Origin of the sequence: Sphingobium sp. B12D2B, from assembly GCF_025961775.1 — a bacterium.
In the GTDB taxonomy this organism is placed as follows: Bacteria; Pseudomonadota; Alphaproteobacteria; order Sphingomonadales; family Sphingomonadaceae; genus Sphingobium.
The window spans coordinates 584,351-608,422 of sequence record NZ_JAOQOH010000001.1; the positions used below are offsets into that span (position 1 = coordinate 584,351).

Sequence of the window (24,072 nt, forward strand, 5' to 3'; positions counted from 1 at the left end):
GCGACATGCTCGCCGCAGAACTGGCGCTCGGCATCCTCGACGGGGACGAACGCGCCATCGCGCTTCGACTGCAGGTGTCCGATCCGGCGTTCCGGTCCGATGTGCTCGCTTGGCAGGCGCGCTTCGAGCCGCTGCTCGACGACTATGAAGACACCGAAGCGCCAAATCTCTGGCACGCGATCGAGAAGCGGCTGCAGACCGGCGGAGCGGCAAGATCAAGCCAGCCCGAAGCAATCCGGCGCAAATTGGCGGCTTGGCGCTTCGGTACATTCTCAATGGGCGCCATCGCCGCTTGCCTAGCAATATTCCCGCTGGTCCGTCCTGCGCCACCCCCCGTACGGACCCAAACTCAGGTCGCCCGTGTTGGCCAGCCCGCCATCGCACAGCTGGGCACGGGTGAGGACGCGCACCAATTCGCCGTCAATTACGACACGAGCAGCGGCGAGCTCAGCATTCGAACGCTCAAGATGCCGTCAAGCCCGCTCTCGCCCGAGCTTTGGATTATCCCGACCGACAATGTACCACGCTCGCTCGGCCTCGTCTCAGCGACGGGTTCAAAGCGCATCATCGTCGCACCGCAGTTGCGTCCCTTGTTGAAAGACGGCGCCACACTCGCCATCACGCTCGAAAAGAGTGAGGGCGTCCCGCACAAGGCGCCAAGCTCTGCCCCTGTGGCCACCGGCTCGATCAACATAATCTGAGCCCGACTGCATCCGTGGCCGCCATCCTCTCGTAAATGTCCCGTCTCCACCATCGGGGACGGGAGTTTGAGAGAGGACATGTCTTCATGCGTAAATCCAGCACAGCCCTGCGGATCGCTAGCATCCTTGCCTTGACGTCGATAGGTACGCTTGCCGTCGCAGCAACCAATCCAATAGTCGGCGGGGCGGCAATGTATCCGACCAAGACCATCGTCGACAACGCGGTCAACTCGAAGGATCACACGACCCTCGTCGCCGCCGTCAAGGCCGCGGGCCTCGTTGACACACTCAACGGCAAAGGCCCGTTCACGGTGTTCGCACCCACGAATGCCGCCTTCGCCAAGCTCCCTGCCGGCACCGTCGACAATCTACTAAAGCCCGAGAACAAGGCGACACTGACCAAGGTGCTGACCTATCATGTTGTGCCAGGCAGGCATAACGCCAAGGAAATCGCGTCCATGGCGAAGAGGCACGGCGGAAAAGCGGTGTTTAAAACCGTCGAGGGGGAGAACATCACCCTCTCTCAGGACCCTAAGGGTGCCTGGTGGGTGACAGATACGAAAGGCGGCAAGGCCCGCATCACCATTGCAGACGTCAACCAGTCCAATGGCGTCATCCATGTCGTCGACAAAGTTCTGATGCCGTGAGGCCTATCAGCGCCGATTGGCCTTCTGGTGGCCCTTCTGTGGGCAGTCACCTTCCGCGAAGACCTACGCCAGCTGTTGCGTGATCATCGTGCGCATCTGATGCCCGAGCCGGATTTAGGGCGCGCTAAAAGCGATTGCTGGAGTGGTCGAAATGCCACCTCAACCACGCAGAATGCGGCGGGACTGGTGCCACATCTGTCCCGCAAACATCTGATGGGGGCGGACATACCCTGGCCTCGGTGCGGGCTCGGTAATTAACCGAGCCCGCATCAAAATTGTCCAGGCTCCAGCACATGAACGAATGTCGGCTTTCAGACAGACTAGAAGGGGAGCCGAATGACCTCTTTGGCGGCGCATGTCGCCGTCCTTCTTTGAACCTAGGCAGCACAACAAGCGTCAGATAACGTCGTTTTTGAGCGTGCGCGATGCTCTCCAGTAATGAAAGCCAGCCCAAATGGCGAAGGACGCACAGATGATCATCCCATAGCGGATGCCGACGGTTCCGGCCGCCGCGCAATCGATAGCGGCCTGCCCTACTGCGCCGTGGCATTCTGCCGCATAATTGCCAGCATAAGCCCGGGCGGCAAAGGTGTCGCTGAGAAATCCCACGAATAGGGGGCCAATCCCCATTCCGACCAGATTCTGGAAGAATATGATGATCGCCGACGCGGTCCCGCGCATACGCGGCTCCACCATGTTCTGGATCGCGCCGAAGGTGGGCGCGTAATAGGTGAAGGCGAGCGTCGCGCCGATCACCACCAGAGGCATGGCAGTCTGCCAGTTCGGCATCGACAGCCCGATCATGTAGAGCGGCGCTGCGCACAGAAGGCAGAGCGCGGGCAACCAGGCGTACCAGCGCTCGTCCCGCTTGCCTGCCCAGTCGGCTCCCATGCCACCCAGCAACGTGCCGGTGCCATTTGAAATGGCGGTGACGATGCCGAACAGCAGGCCGGCCTGCGTCATGCTCATCTCATAGGCCCGCCCGAAATACATCGGCAGGAAGAGCAGAATGCCGAAGTTAACAAAGCTGTTGAGACCGCAGGCCATGCCGAGATGCAGGAATGTGCGCTTTGCCCGCAAAATGCCCAGCATCGCCACAAAGCTGGGCATTTCCCGCGCCATGCTGGCAGGGTCGTCAAAACGGCCACGGATGGGCTCTTTGACGGTCAGGATGAGGAGCGCGAGCAGCAGGCCGGGAGCTCCGACGATCAGGAAGGTGTGCCGCCACCCCACGGTCTCGCCAAGCCAGCCGCCGCCAAATCCGCCGATGAGCGAACCGAACGAAGCCCCGAGCGCCACCACGGCAAGCGCAGTCGCCCGCTTGTTACGGGGGAATTTGTCCGAGACCATGGACACCGTGCAGGGACTGGCGGCCGCCTCTCCGATGCCAACGCCCAGCCGCAACAGGAGCAGGTGCCAGTAGCTGGCCGCGTAAGCGCTTGCCATCGTCATGAGCGACCAGATGGTCGTCGCGACGGCGAGTAACGTCACCCGCCTGCCCTGATCGGCCAAGCGGGCCACCGGGATACCTGCAGTCGTGTAAAGCAAAGCAAAGGCCAGACCCGTCAACAGGCCGAACTGTGCATCGCTGATGCCGAGGTCGGCCTTGATGGCCGGGCCGAGCGCGGCGACGATCACCCGGTCGATGAAACAGGACAGCGCGACCAGCAGAAGGATGAACATCATCCAGTATGGATAGGGCGAATGCTCTGCTGCCTGCGTTTCTTTATCGTCCATCTTGTCTCTCCCCTCCCGGTCCGTTTCTTTTCTCTGTCAGTCCTTTGTGCCCGGCATCCCCGGTCCGCGCTCTACCAATGCGGTTCCGGCTCCGAGTGCGGTATCCGTCCACATCCGCACGTCCAGGTCCGCGATCCTCCACCCATCCTCGGCAAACCTAAACAGGGCATGCCATGTGCCCATCCGCCAGGAGGCACCGCGCGGCCAATATTGCCGGTGGAACTCATGCCGAAAGATCATGCAATACGCTGCCACGTGGATGTCATCCCCTTCCTTGCTGAGCTGGGGGGCGTTGAACTGGTGTTGATGGCCATAGCTTTGCGTAGCGCGTTGACTGATGCTGCCACCGATGAAAGCCTCAATCCCCTCTCGGCCCATAAACACGCCGGGGCTCCCATCCCGCAGCGGATGGCGAAGTACGCCATCGCGCGTGAAACAATCCAGGTAGGCAGGCAGATCGCCTGAGTCGATCGCCCAAGAATAGCGCGCCATGCGGTCGGAAATCATAAGCCGATCACGAATGGAGATGCCGTCGAACTGGCCGCTCATGCCGCATTCACCCCGTGGTTCAACTGCTGATATATTTTCATTTTTGCCGGCATTCGCCCTCCTGAACATTTCCACGATCGCCTTTGTTTTAGCGATCTTAAGTGCCGAATCCCCTTCAAGCAGAACCAACACCATATGTAAAGTTTGCATTATATGTTGCATTTCGCAGCGACCTAACTGTATCAGCATACATCAAACCGGCGTGAATCCGGTCCGTTCCTCATTGGGGAACGCCCACCATCAACAGGGAGAGGAGACGACATGATCTTTCGTGAAATTCTGAAGCAAAGCGCGCTGAGCAGCGCATCGCTGCTCGCTTTGAGTGCGCTTGCGACCGCAGCCCATGCGCAGGACAACGACGCGCAGGACATCGTCGTGACCGCGCAGTTTCGATCGACCAATCTGCAGGACACCCCGCTCGCGATCACCGCGATGACGGGGGAACAGCTCAGCGAGCGCAGCTTCGGCAACATCGCCGATGTTGGCAAGGCCGCGCCCAGCGTCACCCTGCGCCTTGGCAGCTCAGGCTACGGCAAGTCCACGCAGGCCTATATTCGCGGCATCGGCCAGTCCGATTTCAACTTTGCACTGGAGCCGGCCGTGGGCTTCTATGTCGATGACGTGTATCATGCGTCACTGTTCGGCACGTCCTTCGACCTTCTGGACCTTGAGCGGGTCGAGATTTTGCGCGGCCCGCAAGGGACTCTGTTCGGCAAGAACTCCATCGGCGGCGCTGTTCGCCTCATTTCCCAGAAGCCGCAGGACTCGTTCGGCGCCTCGGTCGGAGGCACCTATGGCAGCTATGATCGCATCGACCTGCGGGGCATGTTGAACGTGCCGCTTGTCGCGGACAAGCTGGCCTTGCGCGTATCCTTCGCGTCAAAGGAACGGAACGGCTATGTGGACAGGGTAGATTTTGCCTGCGCCTATCCGGCCCTGGCAGGCAATCTCACGCCGACGGTTTCCAATCACGGCAACAGTTGCAAGCTCGGGACCTTGGGCGGCGAAAGCGTGCGCGCAGGACGCGCCGCGCTGCGCTGGACGCCTTCGCCTAACATCGAGGTCAATGTCGCTGCAGAGATCATCCGTGACAATTCAGAGGGCGCAGCTGACTCGCTCATTTATGTGAACACGGCAGCGGCGGCGCTGGTCAACCATAACAATAATCGCCTGATCCCGGCGTTCGGCATCCCCTTCGATCAGCGGTTCATTGTCGACCCCTATGTCACCTTCGCGAGCTACGACAGCAAGTTCCTCGGGCGGGCCGTGCCGGCCGTGAACACCGTTCACTCGGAAAGTTACTCGGGCGATATCAGCTGGACACTTGCAGAGGGCGTGCAGTTCAAATCGATTACCGCCTACCAGACGTTCAGCGGCCGCTTCACCCAGAACGCCAATAACGCGCCGCTCCCGGTCGCACTGACCGACAATCTGGCGGGGTTCGATCAGTTTACCCAGGAATTCCGCCTGGTGGGCACCTCGTTCAACGACATGCTGGATTGGGCAACGGGCGTATTCTATTTTGAGGGGGACAGCTCCTTGGGCGGCGGCGCCTATCTTGCGGCCTCCAACATCGCCTTCGACCAGAATGACAGCACCCACGCCACCAACCGCTCCGCTTTCGCGCATGGCACGCTGCATCTGACCGAGCAGTTTTCCGTGACGGCCGGCCTGCGGTACACCAAGGAATCCAAGACCTATCGCTTTGACCGGGTCAATGTGCCGTCGGGCACGTCCTTCTTTGCAGGCGGCCCCTTCACCTCTCCCAAGTCGGAGATGGAACGCGTCGACTACAAGCTCGGGATGGATTACCAGTTGACCAGCGATGTCATGGTCTACGGCCAGTTTTCGACCGGCTTCAAGGGCGGCGGCATCAATCCTCGCCCCTTCACGCCCGCCACGGCAGTGCCGTTCGGGCCTGAAACGCTGAATGCTTACGAGATCGGCCTCAAGAGCGACCTGTTCGATCGACTGGTTCGGCTCAACCTGGCCGCCTATCACAGCGACTATTCCAACCTGCAGTTGAGCGCGAATGGGTATGATATCAATGGTGTCCCCAGCATCGTGGTTGCCAATGCCGGTAGCGCGCGCATCAACGGCCTGGAAGCTGAACTGGAGATCCGGCCGGCGCGGGGGCTGCAAATCGATATGTCCGGCAGTTACACGGACTTCAAAATCAAGGATCTCGGCGCTGCGGCAGGCGTTTCAGGCGGCCCGTCGCTCGCCAGCAAAGCGCCCGGTTCGCCGGAATGGAAGTATAATGCGGGCATCCAGTACCGCGCCGATCTGGGCAATGGCGGCACGCTGACGCCGCGTTTCGACGTCTACTACCAGTCCAAGGTTTTCAACGAGTGGACCAACAATCCCCGTGCGGTGCAGGAAGGCTATGCAGTGGCCAACGCCCGCCTTGGCTATAATGCCCCGGATGACGAATGGTACGCGGCCGTCTCGGTCACGAACCTGTTCGATCAGTTCTATTATGTGAACAAGTTCATCCAGTCGGGAAGCTACATCTTTACCGGCCAGCCCAGTCGCCCGCGTGAATGGGCAGTGACGGTGGGCCGCCGCTTCTGAACGCTTCCTTCGCTCAAGGGGATGTCGCCCAAGCGGCATCCCCTCCTTTTCGAAGCCGCTTCGAACTATCGGCCCAGCCAAGGGAAGGAGAACCGTAAGGCACATGCCGTCTGAAGCTTTCTGCAGAACGCCTAGCGCGGACATCGACTGAATGAAATTATTTCATATTAGTCCTGATATGATCGTCATCATGATGTAATTCTTGCATTGAATTTCAGCCCGGGCTATTCTCTCATCAAGGAGAGAATGATGTCCGTCAAAGCCCCCCCCAATCTTGGCAATGCCGCTTTTTCCAAGGCCTTGCGCGCGTTCGAGGCAGTCGTGGGATCGCAGTGGGTCCTTTCAAGCGATGAGGATCGCGCGACCTATATAGACCCCTATGCGCTCGGCGATGGGCTGAACCATGAAGCGTCCGCCGCCGTTGCGCCAGCCAGCGCGGAAGAAGTGCGCGCCCTCGTCCGCCTCGCCAATGAATATCGCGTCCCGCTGTGGCCCACTGCCCGTGGGAAAAATCTGGGCTATGGCTGGGCAGCGCCGGCGATGCCGGGATCGGTCGTTCTGGACCTCGGCCGCATGAACCGCATCCTGGACGTGGATGTGAAATATGGCCACTGCCTTCTCGAGCCGGGCGTAGGCTTCTACGATCTCTACAACTACCTCCGGCAGAACAATATTCCGCTCTGGATGTCGACGCCAGGCAATGCCTGGGGCAGCGTGATGGGCAACGCCCTGGAGCGAGGCTTGGGCTACACCCCCTATGGCGATCACGCGGCGAAAATCTGCGGTATGGAGGTAGTTACGCCCACAGGCGATCTGCTCCGGACCGGTATGGGCGCGATGGCCGGGAGTAAAACCTGGCAGGCCTATCAGCACGGCTTCGGCCCCTCCTGGGATCAGGCCTTCGTTCAGTCGAACTTCGGGGTGGTCACCAAGATGGGCCTGTGGCTGATGCCCGAACCGGAAATGACCTTGCGAGCGAAAGTCGAGCTACCTCAGGCCGACGACATCGAATGGGCCATTCGCGAACTCCACCAACTACGCGTAAACAACGTCGTCGACCACAATTTCGTGTTCGGCAATTATCTTCACGACGCGGCCGTGCTGTCCCAGCGCAGCGAGTGGTACGACGGCAAGGGCGCCCTCACCGATGCCATCGCCGAGAAGATGATGAAACATTATGACATCGGATGGTGGCGCTTCAATCTCGGCGTCTATGGCCACGAAGGCATTGTCCGCGCCAAGGAGCAACTGATCCGCAAAGCTCTTGAGCCCCATCTCGGTAAGGCCATCGAGTTCGAGGTATGGCGGCGGGGCGATCCTCTCGACAAGGCGGCCGCGCGGGCGCCGAGCGCGACGTCTCTCCAGATCGTCAATTGGTGGGGTGGCCGCGGCGGCCATATGGGCTTCTCCCCGGTCATGCCGCCCGATGGCGCCCTGGCCCGCAAGACCTTCCGCGCGATGAAAGCGCGCTTCGAGGAACATGGTCTGGACTATTACACCTCCTTCACCATGGGCCATCGCCACATCAACAATGTGAACATCCTGCTTTATGACCGTGACGACGCCGACATGGTGGCTCGGGCCAACAGGCTGTTCCACGTGCTGATCGCCGACGCCAAAGCGGCCGGCTTCGGCGAATACCGCACCCATCTCGATTTCATGGATCCGGTCGCGAAGAGCTTCGATTTCAACGGCGGCGCCTTGGCGCGGTTCAACGAGACCGTGAAGAATGCGATCGATCCCAATGGCATCATTGCACCCGGTAAAAACGGCATTTGGCCAACAGCCTACAAAGCCCACGGTCAGGGAGAGGAAGCGTGAATGCCATCCACTGGAGTGCCGTTGCGGCGCTGATTATTGCGAGCACGGCTGCTGCCTTTGCATCGTCTGATGCGGCCGCGCCTGTGTCGGCATCAACCACGGCATCGGCTACGGCTTCGACCGTGAAAGACGGGAGAGCGCTGTTCCTCCAGCATTGTGGCTACTGTCATTTGCCTGGAGGCACGGGCACCATCCAGCTCGAACGGCGCTGGGGCAAGGAGCGCGCGCTTCTTGCTGAACGGACCGATCTTCCGGCGGACTATGTGAAGGCGGTCGCACGCCACGGCTTGTTCAGCATGCCACCGATCACACGAGTGGAAGTGACGGACGATGAGCTTGAGAAGCTCGCGGCATTTCTGGCCATGCCCAATAAGGACAAGGCGCAGGCGCGATGATAAAGCGAGACCTTCTGAAGCTCGGCGGCCTGGCCACCGCTAGCCTTATCCTCCCGCCGCCTCTTCGGGCTGCGCAGGTCAGAGCGCAGATGCGACATGTGATCGTGGACCCCCGTTTCGCTGCCACGAGCGCTTTTGCTGCGGCGGCAATCGGTGCCAAGGCTCAGATTTTGCACAGCCACGGCGATCTTGCGACGCTCTGGTATGGAGCGTTGCGCGAGACATGGTCTGGTAGCCTGATGGGTTTGACAGGCTATGCCGATATGGTCGTCGCCCGTGGCATCGCGGCAGAGATGCGCGGCACGCTGCGATTGTGCATGTCGCATCAAACAGTGGATGAGCGTGCTGCACATCGCGTATCCATCGGTCCGGCCGCGCAAGCGGATGTGCTGGAGGCTGCAGGCAAGCAATGGCCCCATGCGCTCTGGACGATGATGAGCAACCGTGCCGACGCTCCAATTGACAGCCGCCTGCCGGAGCGAGACAGAGAAAAGCGCAAGGGAGTCCTGTGGTCCTGGGCCATTGCCTAAGCGGCGCGGATCGCTCAAGCTCCTCGCCTATCAGAGCCGGTTCAAGGAGTGACGGAATAAATGGTAACGGTGTCGAGTGAAGGAACGGTCCGCCGCCGTGCGGGCGCAACCCTCGCCGACGTTGCCAAGGCAGCGCAGGTCTCGACGGCCACCGTCTCAAGGGCGTTGAATACCCCCGATCTTCTCACCAAGGAAACGCTCGGGCGTGTTCATGCCGCCATTGCGGAAACGGGCTATATCCCGTCGCTGACGACCGGGACGGTGATCACCAACCGCAGCCGGCTCATCGCGATCATGGCGCCGCCGACCCCGCTCGAACTGTTCGACACGACGGTGCGGGCTGCGGTCGCGGCGCTCGATGATGGCGGCTATCAGACGTTGCTCGGGATTTACGAGAGAGATGCGACCCGAGAGAAGATCGTGACCCAAATTCTGAGCCGCCGCCCTGGCGGTCTCATTCTCATCGGCCTCCCCATTTCGCCAGACGTGCGCGCTTTGCTGGTCGAATCCAACCTGCCGATCGTCGAGACGTGGGAAACCCCGATCAGTCCCATCGATATGGTGGCGGGAATTTCTCACCATGATATCGGCATCGCAGTGGGCAACTTCCTGATGCGCAAGGGCTATCAGCGCCCGATGATCTTCTCAACGGACAGCAGCAGAGGGCACATCCGTCGCTATGGAATTTCGAGGGTGTTGATGGAAGCAGGGCGGCCGGAGCCTCGCAGTATCGACCACAGCCTGCCCGGCACCATCGGCGAAGGCCGGCGCAGCTTCGGCCGTATATGGGAGGCGGGCGAGAGACCGGATGTGATTGTCTGCTCTTCTGATTGGCTGGCGCAAGGCGTGCTGATCGAGGCAGCCGTCCGCGGCGTCCGCGTTCCCGATGATCTTGCCGTGATGGGTTTTGGCGATTTCGATTTCGCCCAGGAGTTGGAGCCATCCTTGACGTCCGTCCGGATCGACGGCGCCAAGATGGGGCGTCAGGCAGCGGCCCTCATGCTCAAGGCCTTGTCCAAGAACCAGCGTGATCGCACCAAAGCAGCGCGCGTGGACATCGGTTTTACCCTTGTGGAGCGGCGCAGTACTTAAGCGCGCTCTTGTCCAGTCGATGGGGGTGACCCACTTTCTCACCAACAAAGGTACTGGTGTTGCACAACTTCGACTGCTCCCCTGTGTCGCTACACCCTCATGAACAAAAACCAGCTCCAAGGAGCCGTTCAAGCGCCGCGAATGGCCGCTAAGGCGGCGGCACCTGCCAGTCCGCTGGCCGGCTATGCATTGGTCGCTTCCGACCAATGCCGGTCGTTCAGATTGAAAAGCGCTAATGTCTGCTCCAGACGATAGCAGTCATTGAGTTACTTTGGCCCATCCGACGGGACCCGCCCTCAAACCCGACGTGCAATCGTTCGAACCGGTTCCCGAAACCTGCCTTTCATTCATCTAATGACAGGACATTCGTTGACGGTAATCATCCATCTCAACCAGAGCGTGAGATGCGAAATGCCCCGCAATTCCTCTTCGTCAAAGCGGCCGATTGGCACTGCTGATCGAGGACTTGTACAATCGATTATCCAACGTCACCCGCGCCACAGTTTCTCCCTCAGCCGTGACGCGGGTAACGGTGCTGCTCAGGCCGCTTCGTATTCCACCGCCTTTTCCTGCCGGACGATGCGACTGGTGCGGCCATCGATGCTCACCGGTGCCTCGCCATGGATGGTGGCGCGGCGCAGGGTGCGGCGCTGCAGTCCGAAGTCGGCGACGGCGCGGTGCTGGGTCGCCTGATTGTCCCAGAAGGCGACGTCACCGGGTTGCCAGCGCCACCGCACGAGGTTCTCCGGCCGGGTGACATGGTCTTGGAGAATGCTGAACAGCCGCTGGGAATCCGCCTGATTGAGACCGACGAAGTTCTTGACGAAATGTCCGAGCAGCAGGCTGCGCTGACCGGAGACGGGGTGGACGCGGACCACCGGATGCTCGGTTTCGTACACCGTGGAAGCGAACACGTTGCGGTGCCGCTTGATCTGCTCACGCGCTGACGCGTTGTCCTTCGGCGCATTGCCCAGGATCGCGGCATAATCGTACAAATTGGTATGGACGGCCCAGAGATTGTTGACGAGCTGGCGCAGGGATTCCGGCAACGCCTCATAGGCGGTCTCGCCATTGGCCCAGAGCGTATCGCCGCCCGCCTCCGGGATGGTGATGCCACGCAGGATCGAGCCCTTCGGATAGGCATCGACGAAGGTGACGTCAGTATGCCAGCTCGAGGCGGCGTATCCCTCGCGGCTGTCCAACTCCAGCAGGTAGCGCGATCCTTCTGCGACCGGCACGGTGGGATGCGCAACCGGATCGCCGAAGAGTGCCGTGAAATTCTCATGCTCAGCGTCATCGAGATGATGCTGGCCACGGAAGAAGATGACCTTGTGGCGAACCAGCGCGTCTTGGATCGCCTGTACGGTCGCAGCGTCGAGATCGCCGGAGAGCACGACGCCCCGGATTTCGGCGCCGATCGTGCCTGTTACCGGCTTGATGTCGAGCGGGCTATTGAGGTCTGCGGCATTGGCATAGGTCGTGATGGACATGATGAGGCTCCTTGCCTTGGGGGTGCTGGGGGGAATTTCAGTTGGGCGATTGGGGGCCGCGCGGGCGCTCGCCGACGATGGTCACGCGCTCCATCTCGCGATTGCCGCGATAGTCGGGCACCGCGTAGTGCTGGGTCGCGCGATTATCCCAGAAAGCGATCGAGCCGGGCTGCCAGCTCCAACGCACCTGGAATTCCGGCCGCTTCACCTGGTCGAAGAGTCGGGCGAGCAGCGCTTCACTCTCGCCTGGTGCAAGTCCGACGATCTCGCGGGTGAAAACGGAATTGACGTAGAGCAGCTTCTCGCCAGTTTCGGGATGGATGCGCACCACCGGATGCTCGACCGGCGGATATTGCGCTTGCAAGGCGGCCCGCTTTTCAGCGGACTCGATGAACTGCAGGAAGACGCGCGTGTCGTGGATGGCGCTCAGCCCGTCGATCCGGGCTTTGGTCTCCTCGTCGAGCGTTTCATAGGCTGCGACTGCGTTGGCAAAGACGGTATCGCCACCCAGACCCGGCGAGACGCGCTGGATGAGGATGGATGCCGCAGACGGTTCAGCGCGGAAGGTGGTGTCCGCGTGCCAGTTGCTGTCCGTGGTGCTGCGATACTTGCCGGCGAACTCCTTGGAGCGCAGAGGCAGAATTTCCGGATGATCGGGGTGCGCGAAGACCGGGTGGGTCTCCAGATCACCAAACGCTGCGCCCAGGGCGATATGCTGTTCATGCGTCAGATGCTGATCGCGGAAGAACAGCACCTTGTACTGCAGCAGGGCGGCGTGGAGCGCGGCATGCAAAGGCCGGGTCAGGGGTTGGGAGAGATCGATCCCGCTGATCTGCGCGCCCAGACTGGGCTGAAGCGGCGTGATTTCGAACAGGTCGGTATCGGAAGCAATGAGGGTCTCTTCGAGGACGGTCATGACGTGCATCTCCTTTCAGGGATTTCATTCAGTGCGGGTCATTCGGCTGGGGCGAGAGCGAGGGGCTGGTCGTCCAGTTGGCGGCGGATTTCGGAATGGGCGGCTTCGTCGAGCGGGAAGCGGGCGAGGAGCAGTGCGGAAAAGGCGTGGCCCAGCGCAGGACCAAGCGCGAAGACATAGGCAAGGCCAAGCAGCGCTTGCGGGCTGTTGCTGCCCCGGGGATCGAAGCCCAGCCAGGCGACGAGCGGCAGGGCCACACCGATAGCGATGGCCGAGGCGCCTTTGCCCGCGAGGCTGAACACCGAATAATAAAGCCCGGTGCGCTCCTCACCGGTTTCGAAGCGGTGCTTGTCGGCGATATCGGCGACGATGGCGCGCAGCATGAGGTTGCCGGAGCCTTGCGCGAGCCCCTGCACCAAGGTCAGCGCCAGCAGCAGACCGAAGGTGTCCGGCGTGACCAGCAGCAGGCTGAGATTGACCGCGACCTGCACCAGCTCGCCCAAGACCGCCGTTCGGTGCTTGCCGAGCTTGAGGCCGATGCGCAGCCAGATGGGACCCGCGAAGATGCCGAAGATGAACTGGAAGAGGAACAGCGCCGCTGCCCAGTCCGGCCGGCCCATATAGAAGCTGACGTAGAAGACGATGAGCGCGGCGCGAATGCTCTGAGCGAGCGTCACGGCGAAGTCCGAGGCGAGCACGCGCAGAAGCAGGGTATTGGCGAACACCGCGCGCAATGTGTGCTTGATCGACAGCGTCTCCGCTGGCCCGGCCGGAGCCGGAACTTCCGGGAAAGCCGTAAGCGACAGAAAGACGCCGGGGATGACGGTGGCAAGCACCAGCGCGCCCATCAGGGACATTTGCAGGTGCCCGTCGCCCGGCCGCAGTTGATCGGCGAGCGCGGGCAGCAGCAGCGTGACGAATAACGCCGCCGAACCCACGACCGTCTGGTAGGTCGCGATGCGGGTCCGCTCGTGATAATGCCCGGAGATCTCGCCGGACCAGGCCAGGAAGGGAATCTGGATCGCCGTCCAGCCTAGGTAAAAAGCGAACAGGACGCCGCCAAGATAGAGCGGCGTGACTTTCGCGACCGGAAAGAACAGGAAGATGGAGGACAGGGTGAACAGCACGGCCCCTGCCGCCATCCATGGCTTACGCCGCCCGAAGCGGCTGCGGGTACGGTCGCTCAGGGAGCCGATCAGCGGATCGGAAATGGCATCCCACAAGCGGCCGATCAGAAAGATGAAGCCGATCATGCCGAGCGACAGGCCAAAGTCCCGTGCAAAAATAGCGGGGAGGTAGACGCCGATGGGCATGGTCGCGGCGGCGATCGGCACGGCAACCGCCGAGAATCGGATGAGCCGAAAGGCGCTGGAGCGCTCGTCGCCCTTGCTCTGCGGCGGCGACAATGAGGACGAGGGGATTGCAGTGAGTGCGGTCATGGCGTGCCTCACAATTTTGCGCGGAGTGTGATGCCGTAGGTGCGTGGGTCGCCGATCAGCCCCGTCACCAGGCCGGTGTTCCCGGCCGACAGCGTCTGGAAATAATTCTCGTCGAGCAGGTTCTTGCCCCAGATCGAGAGGTCGTAGCGGCCGTCGTCGAACCGCAAGCCGATCCGCCCGTTGAGCAGGCCGTAGCCGTCCACGATCGCCAGCCGCGAGTTGGAGGCGGAGGTGTTGAAGCTCGACCGGTGCGACCAGTCGGCGTGGCCGTAAATCTCGCCCGTGCTGCCCAATGCGGGAACCGGTGTCGAGACATCTGCGCCCAAAGTGTAGGTGAACCTCGGCACGCCAGGGAGCTGCTGGCCGGTGAGGTCTTGTACGGCAGAAATGTTCAGGCGTTCGACGGCCTGCGGCGCGTTCCTGTAATCGCGATAGCTGGTGTCGGCATAAGCCAGCGACGCATTGAGGCTGAAGTGCTGCGAGGGAGCGTAAACCGTGTCCAGCTCGAAGCCGCGTGAGCGTACCTTGGGAATGTTCGCGATATACTGCCGGTAGGTGACCGTGTTCGCCACCTGCTCGGTGATCGCCGTCTGATAATTGGCGGTGTCGATCCAGTAGAGGGCGCCGTTGAAGGTCAACGCGCGATCGAACAGCTGCGACTTGAAGCCGACCTCATAGGCGTCGACTCGCTCCGGCGCGACCTCTGGCGCGATACCCGCCGGCAAGGCAGTCAGATTGAGCCCGCCTGACTTGTTGCCGCGCGAATAGGTGCCATAAATGATCGCGTCGCGCGTCGGTTGCCAGCGAAGGGTAACGAGGCCGGAAAGGCTGTCATCCGAGAAAGCGGTCGCGAAGGTCTGCACCGGGTTGAACTGGGCGCGGATGGCGTTCGCTGTCGCCTGCTGTGCGGGCGTGAGGCCGGAGAGATCATTGCCCGCCACCCAATATTGGCGGAACGCGCCTTCCTTCTTCTCGTGGGTGTAGCGCAGGCCGGCGGTAAGCGTCAGCGCATCGCTGATCGACCAGTCCGCCTGCCCGAACAGGGCGAGGCTCCTCGTCTGCGGCGTAGAGGTGGAGTTCGCCTCGAACCCGTCAAGCGCTGCGTTGCCGACCACGGGATCGACTGCCGGCAAGTTCCAGGCCGCCGCCGCCGAGCCGTAGCGGCTTGCGCCATAACCGCGAATGATCTGCCAGAAATAATAGCCGCCGATCACATAATCGATTGGGCCATCATCCTTGGACGCAAGGCGGATTTCCTGACTGAACTGGCGTTGGCGGTTAGCCTGCTGCGCCTTGGTGACGACAGGCAGCGCAGTGGAATCGCCATCATTGGCCGGGTTCCAGTCCCACCAGCGATAGGCAGTGATGGAAGTGAGCGCGGCGCCGCCCAGATCCCAGTCGACCTGACCGGACACCCCATAGCCATCCATGTTGGACTGGTAATGACTGTCGGACTCGCCCCGTCGCGCGAACGGATCGATGGCCGGCAGTGACCGGTTGAACCGCGCCAGGCGCGCCGCGAAATTGTTCGGGATCGTCGCGCCATTGTCGTAGGTGCCGACATAGTTGGCAAAGACGTTAAGGGCGTAATTCTGCTTCTGGCTGGCATAGTCGCCGATCAGCCGGACCGAGAGATCGTCTGTCGGCTTGACGAGGAGTTGGCCGCGTAAACTCGCATTCTCATAGTCCTGCGCTTCCTCTCCGGTGGTGGTGTTGAAGAGGAGGCCATCGCGCTTGGTGTAGGCACCGCTCAGGCGCACAGCGAGACGATCGGTGACGATCGGGCCGGATACCGAGCCGCGAACTTGCCGATAGCCATAATTGCCGATGCTCACCTCGCCGGAAGCGTCCGGCTCGAAACTTGGCTTGCGGGTGCTGATGTTGATGACGCCCGAGGTCGTGTTCTTGCCGAACAACGTGCCCTGCGGGCCGCGCAGCACCTCGATCTGTTCGAGATCGACCAGATCGAACTGCGAAAGGCCGACGCGGCCATAGTAGACATTGTCGATATAGAAGCCGACGCCGTTCTCCAGCCCATCATTGGTCAATGCGACATTGCTGCCGAGGCCGCGAATGTTGATGTTGGTATTGCGCGGGTTGAAACTGAATACCTGCAGCGCCGGCACTTGTTGCTGGATCTGGCCGAGGGTGAAGTCGCCGCGACGATCAAGCGTCGCCGCGTCGATCACACTGATGGCGATCGGCACGTCCTGCACGGCTTCCTCCCGGCGGCGGGAGGCCGTGACGATGATCGGCGAGCCTGCGTCCTCCTCCGCTGCGGTCGGCTCGGTCTGCCATGGCTCTTCGGCCGCATGGGCGCTGATCGGCACTGCGAGCGACAGGGCTGCAGCTGTTGCACGCAGCATCGTCCGGAGCGCGCCGGTAGGCGAGAAGCGCTCGCCTGTATATAGCCCGATAATATACTGATTAAGTGTCATTATTATGGTTGTCCCTGAGCGTGACTGTATTTGGTCGACCGTCGGTTTTCGCCGTCACGGTCTTCGGGGCGGACAGAGCGCAGGCTTCCCCCCGGCAGCTGCGACCAGATGGCCAGCGCCGATTGCTGAAGAGACAGGGGGTAGCGCGCCAGGTCCGCCAAATCGGAACTGGTGAGCCTAATCATGATGATCCTCGCAGAGCGAAAGGCGCAGCCACCGGATGGTGGGCGCGACATCATCACGCGCCGGTCCCGAGTGCTTCCGGACGGCATAGGCCGTTTCGGGCGCTGGCTCGCGATAACCGGCACGCGACTGCGTGCGGGCTAGGTCAACAGAGCTGGTGGGTCATGCGCATCGGATCACCTCATCGTTAGAGAGGGGAACACGACGCCTGGCGCGGTCGCCTGAGCATCGTGCGCTTTAGCGGTTGGTCACGCGGAGCAAGCTGCATCCCTATCAAAAGCCGCGGGTCAGACACTCGTGATGATGCGGGAGGGGCCTGACCAGCCATCCCGCTCGAGGTATTTCAACCTAATCGATAGAATATGATTTCGTCAAGGCAAGTTTTGCTTTTGCCACGGCAAAGTTTGGGTGCGGGCGAAGGGCCGGCTCCAATCCCTAAGATAAGTGCGGGGGGCTCAGCCATTAGGAAGATTGCCGTCTACGCCCTCAAAAACGACATTCGGTGGGCCAAAGCTGCTCGTCGAAACCCGTCCTGCTTTCATCCACCTGTCGGGGTCCGCGACCGACAATACCTGGGTCCGATGCCAACCAAACTCCGTCGTTCAGAGCGAGCGAAGCTAGCGTCTGATCCGAACAATAGCAGCCACTCGATCCTCTTCAGCCCATCCGGCGGAACGCGCCAACAAAGCGGTCGTTGGAAGCAAGGTTTCGGTGACCCAATAGCTGCCGCTCATTCAGGTGAGCATTACTCACCAAATGTGAAACGGTCAGGTGGCAAAGAAGCCATCGTCATATTTGTTCACAAATGGGCTGCGTCTTGTTCGCCTGCGAGGTGCACGATGGCATTGGGGGCGCACATTCGCTTTAACTCTTAGACAGACGGTCCTCGCGCATTACAATTCCTTGATTGAGTAGGATTTCGAAGCGCTGTTCGTCGAGCGGCGGCGCGAAGAGGTAGCCTTGTCCCACCGAACAGCCCAGTGTCCGCATCATCACTCGATCGGCCTCAGTCTCAATGCCTTCCGCGACGACGCGCGCGTCGAGCGCCACTCCGAGCTTCACGATGCTTTCAACGATGACGTGCTTGACATGGTTGTGCGCCACTTCCCGCACGAAACTACGATCAATCTTTATCTCGCTGAGTGGAAACCGTTCGAGATAGCGTAGGTTGGAATAGCCCGTGCCGAAATCGTCGATCGAAATGCCGACCCCCAGGCGCCGCATATGTTCGAAGGATCGGCGTATATCGTCCGACTCAGGGGCCATCAGCTCTTCGGTAAGCTCCAGCGTCAGCCATTCGGCCTTGCACCCGGTTTCGTTGAGCACCTGTTCGACAAAGGCGACGACGTCCCTTCGCGTGAACTCCATCACCGACATGTTGAAAGCGAACCGGAGCGGTATCCGACGGTTTTGATTGACCCGCGCTGCATACGTCGCGAGCGTACGCAGGCCCCACGCTCCGATCTCCATCATGGCGCCGGTCTCTTCAGCAACGGCGATGAACCGGCCGGGTAGCTGGAGGCCGAATGCGCCGTGGTCCCAACGGAGCAGAGCTTCAGCGCTGATCAGGTCACCGGATTGCAGATCGACCTGGGGCTGATAATGAAACAGCAGCTCGTCATTGGAAACGGCGGATTGCAGTTCGTTCGCGAGCCGAATGCGATTACGCGCGTCTCGGTCATCTGCTTCCTCAAACGGATGGGGGCCGTGGTCGGGCGTCGCTTTGGATCGTTGCATCGCCGCACCTGCATGCCGGACCAGTAGAAGAGGATCGGTTCCGGCGAGCCCGACAGCGAAGCCAGCGGCAAACTGCACTGTAAGCGATGCGCCAGGCAGGACAAATCGGGGTCTCAGCAAGTCGAGGACCTCATTGACGATCTTGCCCGCACGGCTGGCATCATCGAGCGCGAAGGCCAGGATGAAGTTATTGCTGCCGACGCGAGCGATAGCCAGGGCTGGCACAACAGCCAGACGCGCTGTCGCCGAACGAAGCAGCGCATCACCGACATCGTAACCGAAACCGTTGTTGACGTCACGGAACCGCAGGACGTCGAGCTTGATGACCAGCAAGGCGGAGTTCGCCGACATTTCGATCTGTGCCAGCCGGTCGAGCAACCCATAACGATCCAGCAGTCCGGTAAGCCGATCGACACCCGGTGCGTGCGTGACATCCCGGATCAGGCCCACGAAATGCGTGAGGCGCCCTAGGTAGTCCCGAAACGGCTCCAGACGCAAAGCATTGCGAAACATCGTTCCGTCCCGCTTGTAGTTGCGCAGTGTCACCGAGCAGGCGCGCGCCTCCGCAAGCGCAGCCCGTATTTCCGTAAGTTCCGGCTGCAACCGATCGCTTCCCTGGAGATAGCGGCAGTTCTTGCCGATGACTTCGTCAACAGAATAGCCAGTAATTTTTTCGAATGCTGGGTTTACCAGGACTATGGGCTGCCCCCGGAGGCGCATGTCCGCGACGAGCAGGCCATCGCTGACATGATCGAGCGCAAGTTTGGAAAAGAGCTCTGTTACACACTGGCCTCTGCGCCCACCGAGGAGGCGAGGCCATCGCAGCAACGGGGAACCAGTTCTACCGGGCTCCACGATCGTGCCGTCGGCCGCATCGGGAGTCATCTCGCAAACGGGCTTTCGAGTTTCATCGCGATGAGCGCGTAAAGATCAGATCTCATCCCATGCCTCCGTGCTAGAGGATGATGCCGTGGTGCCGACGTTTCAATTTCAGCGGCGCGGCGTTTCGAGACAAATCGACGCCAGTTTCGTCGGGGTACGGCAAACGTCTCGTGGCCTGGTCGAGCGGGTCACCAAGCTGCGATATCCGGTAAAGATATTTTTGGATTTACGTGTCGCTCTGAGGTGCGGGCGAAGACGCGTCGTCAGCAAGCGGAGGCATCTGACATGCAGCCTGAAGGCTACTTTCTATGAGGCGAAGATGCGCCAGGACCGTATTTTGCAGCTCGCTGCATGCCGACACGATTGCAGAGGCATATTCCTGCTGGGTTGCCCCAAGGTTTCCATCGAGCTTGAGAAGCTCAGCAAATCCCGTGATGTGGGTGAGCGGTGTCCTGAGATCATGCGACAAAGTGTGGAAGTAAGTATCGAAAAGAGAGTCCTTGCGGAGCGGAACATTTTGCCATTGCTCAACAGCGTTTTGTATCATTTGCTGAAATCTCCACGCTGGGGTGGCGAGACTGCCGCGCTTTATGTCTTTTCACTTATCGTGAGCCTGCGGGAACGAGTTGCCATCGCCTCTTGGCACCACGATGTCGTCCCGCAGCGCTGTTTTCAACTTCGCTGATGCGACCATTCAGGACAGAATAGCGGCTCTTTCGACGTTGATCGGCTCTCCGCCTCCGCTGCTGTGAAAGCGCATGCGATACTCCAGGGGCGTGACGCCCATCCTGCGCAGGAATGCCCGTCTGAGCGTAGTCGTCGAGCCGAACCCGGCAGTGTAGGCAATCGCTTTTATCGGAGCGGAACTTTCTTCCAGCAGTCGTCGCGCAATATCGATCCGGGTCAATTCGACATATGCGATTGGGTTCATGCCGAGTTCGGCGCGGAACAGCCTGGAGAGATGGCGCGAGCTTACGCCAGCAATCTTTGCAAGGGTTTCAAGGGTCAGCTTCGCGCGGGGATGTTCGAGGATGTGAAGTCTTATCTTGTCGATCGGGCTGTTGGAAACAGTTTGTGCGGTCAACAGTGCGCTGAATTGCGACTGACCGCCGGGTCGCTTCAAGAAGACGACCAGCCGCCGTGCCACCCAAAGCGCCAGTGCCCGCCCGTGATCCTCCTCGATCAACGAAAATGCGAGGTCTATCGCTGCGCTTACCCCTGCGGAGCTGAACACTGGTCCGTCGCGCACGAAGATGAGGTCGGGTTCCACCAGAATGTCCGGAAAGTCGGCGGCAAGGCGTGCAGCATACTCCCAGTGGGTTGTCGCACGACGACCCGCCAGCAATCCGGCATGAGCCAGCAGGAAGGCCCCGGTGCACGTCGATCCGTGACGCCGGGACTGCCGTGACTGCTCCCGCAACCAATCATTGACTGCTTCGCTTTGGGGCGACGGGACGCCATATGGCCCTGCTACAATCAAGGTGTCGCACGGCTCTGTCTCGTCGTGGATGCTGGCGTCAGGCAGATAAACGATGCCGGAGGCGCTTTCCTCCGGCATGCCCCGTTCTGTCACCAGCTTGACGCGATAGCGATTACTGGACCCCATTTTGCAGTTCGCTTCAAACAGCGCGTCTCGTACACCGGCTATTTCCAGCAGATGTACGTTGCTTGGGGCAAAGATTGTGACGAGCATGGCCTGAAGCGCTCCGCGGCGACGCAAGATCACCGATCAGAAACACGATACGCCTCGGGTGCTCAATTACCTACAACAATGGGGTCTGTCAGAGCAAATGCAGCTGCGGATGTCCGAGCGGCGCAGCTCGACATAGCATGTCAGCTTCTGCTGCCGTTACCCATGGCAGAGCATAGCTCTTTTAATCCCTTGAACTCAGCCAGCGCGCACAGATACGACCGACTTCGCCGACAGAGCGGTCGTTCGATCATGCAAAACGCCTCCCTGAAAGCTGCCTTCCATTCATCGCCCCGCTCCCGCAGCAGCGATCGACCGACATGGCTCAAAGCTGTCCGAATCGCTTTGTGAGCACCAGGCCGATCGTGCGCGGATTGGGGGGATTATTATATGGGTCGTAGCCGAGCACAGAGTCTGCGATATTTGGGGGGCGGTTATTGAACAGGTTGGCGATGACAAGCTGCACCTCGCTCTGGTCGAGCGTAGGTGTGGATGTAAGGCGCCCGAGGTCGAAACCGAAGAATAGAGACGCCGTGGTATAGGCCGCGACCTTGCGCGGGGGCCGGCCGGGGCGATTATCGGTGAACCCGTCGACATAGTTGACGACCGAGCCGACCGACACGCCGTCGCGTCCCCAGATGAAGGTCCCGTTCAGTCGGAGGTCGGCCGGCTGCGCATAGCCGTCCAGCCGCGAGACTGCGCTGCCGGTACCGGCGCCCAGCGTGAGATTGAGGATATATTGGCCGGTCAGGTGCACGGAGGCATCGCCACCCAGCAGCGGCGTGCGATAGCGGAGATCGAGATCGATGCCGTCGGTTTTCTCGACCGCGAAGTTCTGCGGGCGAATATCCGCCACGGCTTGCACCTGCGAAATCAGGCCTTGGGGAATCTGGTTCGCGCTGCTGTAGATTTCCGTTCCGCCACCACCGATGAACGGGATATCTGCCGTGAACCACCGGAACACTGCAGGATTGTTGATGATGCTCTCGATCTGGGCGAGGCTGGGATTGCGGATGTTGAACCCTTGAAGCTCGGGAAGCGACACGCTGTCGTCCTGCGATGGCGTCACGACCCGCCCCGCGATTTTGATGCGATAATAGCCCGCCCTGATCGTCAGGTTGGGAATGAAGGTGGGGGTCAGATCGAGGCCGAGCGTGAACGTGTCGGCCTTCTGCGTTTTCAGGTCGGGATTGGCGCCTGCGCGAAACATGACGATCGCATTGCCGGTCGGTAGCGCCGGATTCTGCTCTCCTGCGCCCAGGAAGGCGTAGGGGTAGTTCCAGAACGAGACCTGCTCGGCGATGCCGATTGTATTCCGAAAGCGCGGGACGAGGAAGGAGCGGGCATAGGTGCCGCGCAGCGCGACGGAACGATCGATCTGCCAGCGGAGCCCGAATTTGGGCGCCAATGCGTCGTCAAAGCCGAAATCCTCATAGCGCGCCGCCGCCGAAAGCGTCAGGGAGCGGATAAGCGCAATGCCCTGCTCGGCGCCCACGATCGGCACGTTCACTTCGCCATAAGCGGATTTTGCCGTGCGCTCGCCGCCGTTGAGATTGAAGAAGATCTTGGCGTCGGTTCGCAGCGTTTCCTTGCGATACTGAACGCCGCCGGCGACGAGGACCGGTCCCGCCGGAAGCGTCGCCAGGGCCGTCTGGCCGGTCAGCTCGGCGACGAAGAGCGTGTTGGTATCGCTATAATGCGTGCTCGCCGCGGCGAAAGGCGGCAAGCCGCTGAATACGTTACTGCTGGTCTTGTTGCGCCCATAATCGATATTGAGGTCGATCGAAGTTGCGCTGTCGCCCTGCCAATGGGCATTGCCATTCACGGCATATCCGGTGGTGTGGGTCTTGAAGAAACGGTTATATCTGGGAAAGTCCGGATAGTTTCTAATCGCCTCGCGATCACGCTGGAAGCGAGAGGCATCGACCGACAAGGTCAGGTCGCCGACCTCCTGCCGAACGCCGCCGTAAAAGCCGCTCACCTGCTCGTCGGGCAACTGGCTTTGCTGAAGGCGCGTCCCGCTCGCCACGATCGGCTCTTCGAGGAAAGCCGAGCGCTGCTGATACATCGCCATGCCATATACGCTGCCCGTGCTCCAGCTATGCCCGGCGAGCGCGTTCGCTTCCCAGTTCTTGGCGCCGGTGTCGGTCATGGTCGCCCCGCGCACGCGCAATTCAAGACCGCCCTTGGGCTTTCGCGTGACGATGTTGACCACGCCCGCCACCGCATCCGCGCCATAGGTGGCTGAGGCGCCGTCAGAGATGACGTCGATGCGCTCTATCAATCCCGCTGGGATGACCGAAACGGTTGGCGCCTCGACCATGCCCACTGACGCCATTCGCCTCCCGTTCAGGAGCGTGAGCGTCGCATCGGAGGCAAGGCCGCGCAACGCGAAGCTGGCAAAGCCGTCATACTGATTATAGGTCGTGCCCGTGCTGAGAGTGGATCCCACACCTGCGGCCGTGCTGCCGAAATCGCTCAGGTCCGCGGTGAAGTTCTGGGGAATGGTAAGCATATATTCCGACACCGATCCGGCACCGGCTTGGACAATGTCCGCCTGCCCATAAGTGAATACCGGGCTGGCGACATATTCTCTTGGAAGGCCGCGAATGAGCGAGCCGGTGACGACGATATCGCTCGCCGCCGCCGTCGCCTGATCTTTGGCCCCCTCGGTCTGGTCGGGCGTGTCGATGGACTGCGCCCAGGCTGGCGCGCTGACGACGATACCGGCAGCCACAGCCGCAGTTTCCAGAAATCTCATTGTTCCCCCAATTCCGTTTGATGTTCGGCCGTTGCTGCTGGCGCCCACCCATCCGCAGGGCGGCTCTTGGGCTATGATATGTTATCATGTATCATAATTCGCAACTGAATTGGAATGCAGTGCGTGCCTGGGGTGCATTTTATCATGGATAGAGAGGGTCGGGTGCTGGCTGCTCGCCTTGGACGTTCCAGCGGCATTACTGACCTCGACCGTAAGGTCGTCGCGCTGCCTCGCCGTGCTCAGCCACCAGCCCACAAGGCAGGGGAGACTATTGAATTTGTGGTCCCGGTCGAGTTCTTCCTGTCTCCCGGACTATCAACAGCCCCCGGCGCGCGGTAGAAATAAGGAAGAGCGAAGGCTCGCTGGCTGCGTACTTCTCGCGGCATCAAGAGATGCCGGAACTCACGCCGTGCCGCAGTCCGTCTCGACATCCGCTGCTTCGGCAGCCCGCATCGCCTGCTGGTGCGGTCAAACGAGGGACTTCAATGCC

The 24,072-nt window shown here is 60.9% G+C and carries 18 protein-coding genes; 8 read left to right on the plus strand and 10 right to left on the minus strand.

From position 1 onward, the window contains the following. Positions 1-5: 5 nt before the first annotated feature. Positions 6-701 carry an anti-sigma factor domain-containing protein gene (locus M2335_RS02900; RefSeq protein WP_264593705.1) on the plus strand — a complete coding sequence of 232 codons (696 nt, stop codon included), beginning with the start codon at positions 6-8 and terminating at the stop codon, positions 699-701. Positions 702-787: 86 nt separating this feature from the next. Further along, a complete protein-coding gene (locus tag M2335_RS02905; protein ID WP_264593706.1) occupies positions 788-1,348 on the plus strand; it encodes a fasciclin domain-containing protein in 561 nt (186 codons plus the stop codon). A gap of 396 nt (positions 1,349-1,744) precedes the next feature. Here M2335_RS02905 and M2335_RS02910 read toward each other — a convergent pair whose 3' ends face one another. Both M2335_RS02910 and M2335_RS02915 read right to left on the minus strand, forming a co-directional pair. After that, positions 1,745-3,085, minus strand: coding sequence for a spinster family MFS transporter (locus M2335_RS02910; RefSeq protein ID WP_264593707.1), 1,341 nt, complete (start codon positions 3,083-3,085; stop codon positions 1,745-1,747). Positions 3,086-3,121: 36 nt separating this feature from the next. Beyond that, a complete protein-coding gene (locus tag M2335_RS02915) occupies positions 3,122-3,784 on the minus strand; it encodes a nuclear transport factor 2 family protein (protein ID WP_264593708.1) in 663 nt (220 codons plus the stop codon). 111 nt (positions 3,785-3,895) lie between these two features. On the opposite strand from M2335_RS02915, the gene M2335_RS02920 reads away from it, so the two are divergent. The 5 genes from M2335_RS02920 (at position 3,896) to M2335_RS02940 (ending at position 10,046) form a co-directional block, all read left to right on the plus strand. Further along, positions 3,896-6,208, plus strand: coding sequence for a TonB-dependent receptor (locus M2335_RS02920; RefSeq protein WP_264593709.1), 2,313 nt, complete (start codon positions 3,896-3,898; stop codon positions 6,206-6,208). A gap of 249 nt (positions 6,209-6,457) precedes the next feature. Then, complete coding sequence (locus M2335_RS02925; RefSeq protein ID WP_264593710.1) at positions 6,458-8,029, plus strand: FAD-binding oxidoreductase; 1,572 nt, start codon at positions 6,458-6,460, stop codon at positions 8,027-8,029. Next, the gene (locus M2335_RS02930; RefSeq protein ID WP_264593711.1) at positions 8,026-8,424 is read left to right on the plus strand and encodes a c-type cytochrome; all 399 of its coding nucleotides are present in this window, start codon (positions 8,026-8,028) and stop codon (positions 8,422-8,424) included. Before M2335_RS02925 ends, M2335_RS02930 begins: the two co-directional genes overlap by 4 nt. Positions 8,425-8,513: 89 nt before the next feature. Next, entirely contained in the window at positions 8,514-8,954 is a 441-nt protein-coding gene (locus M2335_RS02935) for a hypothetical protein (protein ID WP_264593712.1), read from the plus strand. Between the two features lie 60 nt (positions 8,955-9,014). Next, the gene (locus M2335_RS02940) at positions 9,015-10,046 is read left to right on the plus strand and encodes a LacI family DNA-binding transcriptional regulator (protein WP_264593713.1); all 1,032 of its coding nucleotides are present in this window, start codon (positions 9,015-9,017) and stop codon (positions 10,044-10,046) included. A gap of 539 nt (positions 10,047-10,585) precedes the next feature. Here M2335_RS02940 and M2335_RS02945 read toward each other — a convergent pair. The 8 genes from M2335_RS02945 to M2335_RS02980 all read right to left on the minus strand — a co-directional run bounded on the left by M2335_RS02945 (position 10,586) and on the right by M2335_RS02980 (position 23,582). Next, positions 10,586-11,536, minus strand: a complete 951-nt coding sequence (locus M2335_RS02945; RefSeq protein ID WP_264593714.1) for a TauD/TfdA dioxygenase family protein — start codon at positions 11,534-11,536, stop codon at positions 10,586-10,588. Between the two features lie 37 nt (positions 11,537-11,573). After that, positions 11,574-12,452 (minus strand): TauD/TfdA dioxygenase family protein, encoded by an 879-nt coding sequence (locus tag M2335_RS02950; protein WP_264593715.1) that lies wholly within the window; start codon positions 12,450-12,452, stop codon positions 11,574-11,576. A gap of 38 nt (positions 12,453-12,490) precedes the next feature. Then, positions 12,491-13,891 (minus strand): MFS transporter, encoded by a 1,401-nt coding sequence (locus M2335_RS02955; protein ID WP_264593716.1) that lies wholly within the window; start codon positions 13,889-13,891, stop codon positions 12,491-12,493. Between the two features lie 8 nt (positions 13,892-13,899). Continuing rightward, positions 13,900-16,329 (minus strand): TonB-dependent receptor, encoded by a 2,430-nt coding sequence (locus M2335_RS02960; protein ID WP_264593717.1) that lies wholly within the window; start codon positions 16,327-16,329, stop codon positions 13,900-13,902. Between the two features lie 1,047 nt (positions 16,330-17,376). Next, positions 17,377-19,134, minus strand: a complete 1,758-nt coding sequence (locus tag M2335_RS02965; protein ID WP_264593718.1) for a GGDEF domain-containing phosphodiesterase — start codon at positions 19,132-19,134, stop codon at positions 17,377-17,379. A gap of 223 nt (positions 19,135-19,357) precedes the next feature. Next, complete coding sequence (locus M2335_RS16520) at positions 19,358-19,678, minus strand: histidine kinase dimerization/phospho-acceptor domain-containing protein (protein ID WP_181558473.1); 321 nt, start codon at positions 19,676-19,678, stop codon at positions 19,358-19,360. A gap of 147 nt (positions 19,679-19,825) precedes the next feature. Next, positions 19,826-20,824: a GlxA family transcriptional regulator gene (locus M2335_RS02975; protein ID WP_264593720.1), complete on the minus strand. Its 999-nt coding sequence runs from the start codon at positions 20,822-20,824 to the stop codon at positions 19,826-19,828. Between the two features lie 322 nt (positions 20,825-21,146). Continuing rightward, a complete protein-coding gene (locus M2335_RS02980) occupies positions 21,147-23,582 on the minus strand; it encodes a TonB-dependent receptor plug domain-containing protein (protein WP_264593721.1) in 2,436 nt (811 codons plus the stop codon). A gap of 144 nt (positions 23,583-23,726) precedes the next feature. On the opposite strand from M2335_RS02980, the gene M2335_RS02985 reads away from it, so the two are divergent. After that, positions 23,727-23,921: an energy transducer TonB gene (locus M2335_RS02985; RefSeq protein WP_264595347.1), complete on the plus strand. Its 195-nt coding sequence runs from the start codon at positions 23,727-23,729 to the stop codon at positions 23,919-23,921. Positions 23,922-24,072: the final 151 nt, after the last annotated feature.